The organism is Pseudomonas sp. SDO55104_S430 (assembly GCF_054070595.1).
In genome coordinates, this window is the sequence record NZ_JBSVXG010000469.1 from 1 (window position 1) to 1374 (window position 1374).

General features: G+C 55.5%; 1 protein-coding gene. It reads left to right on the forward strand.

What is annotated here, in order from left to right:
- The first annotated feature begins 52 nt into the window (after positions 1–52).
- Positions 53–1312 carry an IS256 family transposase gene (locus tag ACW9JE_RS30735; RefSeq protein WP_457434910.1) on the forward strand — a complete coding sequence of 420 codons (1260 nt, stop codon included), beginning with the start codon at positions 53–55 and terminating at the stop codon, positions 1310–1312.
- Positions 1313–1374: the final 62 nt, after the last annotated feature.

Consider the following 1374-nt stretch of genomic DNA (forward strand, 5'->3'; position numbering starts at 1 on the left):
GGGAGTGTCAGAAATTTTGTGTTCGGGCATAACATGAGTAAGAGGTGCATGTATGCCAACCAAAAAGAAACCTGCGCGCCAACCGCTTCGAGAGCTTCCGAACATCCCGAAAGAGCTGCTTGAGCAGTTTCCCGAAACGCTGATGACCGCAGAAGCCATCGAAGAGGCCTCGGCGGCGTTCAAAAAGGCGCTAATTGAGCGAGCCCTGAATGCCGAGCTTGGTCATCACCTGGGTTATCCGTCGGGCGCGCAGCGCCCGGAGGATGAAACCAATCAGCGCAACGGCAAGAGTGGCAAAACAGTCCTAACCGGCGATGGCCCGCTACGGCTGGATATTCCTCGCGACCGGGATGGCAGTTTTTCGCCCATTCTGATTCCCAAGCATGAGCGCCGCTATACGGGTTTCGACGACAAGATCATCGCCATGTATGCCCGGGGAATGACGGTCAGGGAAATCCGCGCATTTCTGTCCGAACAGTACGGAACAGACGTTTCGCCCGACTTCATCAGTTCTGTAACCAGCGAGGTGATGGAAGAAATAGGCGCATGGCAGCAGAGACCTCTTGAACCGATGTATCCCGTCATTTTCTTTGATGCTCTGCGGGTCAAAATCCGTGAAGAGGGCTTGGTCCGCAACAAGGCAATTTACTTGGCACTGGGTGTTTTGCCCGACGGCACGCGCGATATTCTGGGCATCTGGATCGAGAACACTGAAGGCGCGAAGTTCTGGATGAAGGTATTCAACGACCTCAAAACTCGCGGGGTCGAGGATGTGCTGATTGCCGTTACCGACGGCCTTAAAGGCATGCCGGAGGCCCTCAGTGCGGTGTTTCCGGAAACGACACTGCAGACATGCATTGTGCATCTGATTCGCAACAGCCTTGATTACGCGGCTTGGGACAAGCGTCGGGCACTGGCCAAGGCCCTCAAGCCGATCTATCAGGCAATCAACGCCCAAGCGGCTGAACAGGCACTGGATGAGTTTGAGAGCGGGCCGTGGGGCAAGCAGTATCCAACGGTGGTAGCGGCCTGGAGACGAGCTTGGGATCGAGTGATTCCGTTCTTTGTTTTCCCGCCCGCCATCCGCAAGGTGATCTACACCACCAATGCCATCGAGAGCATCAATGCTCAGCTACGCAAGATTATCAAAACCCGTGGCCACTTCCCGAACGACGACGCGGCAACCAAACTGATCTGGCTGGGACTGCGAAACATCACAGCAAACTGGGGCTCGGCAGCCCATGACTGGAAAAGTGCGATGAATCAATTTGCGATTCTGTACGGAGATCGGTTCATCAGGCCAACCTGGTGAAAATCAGGGCCTGCCTGACGGCAGGCCGTTACCGGCCCGCACACAAAAAATCTGACACTCCC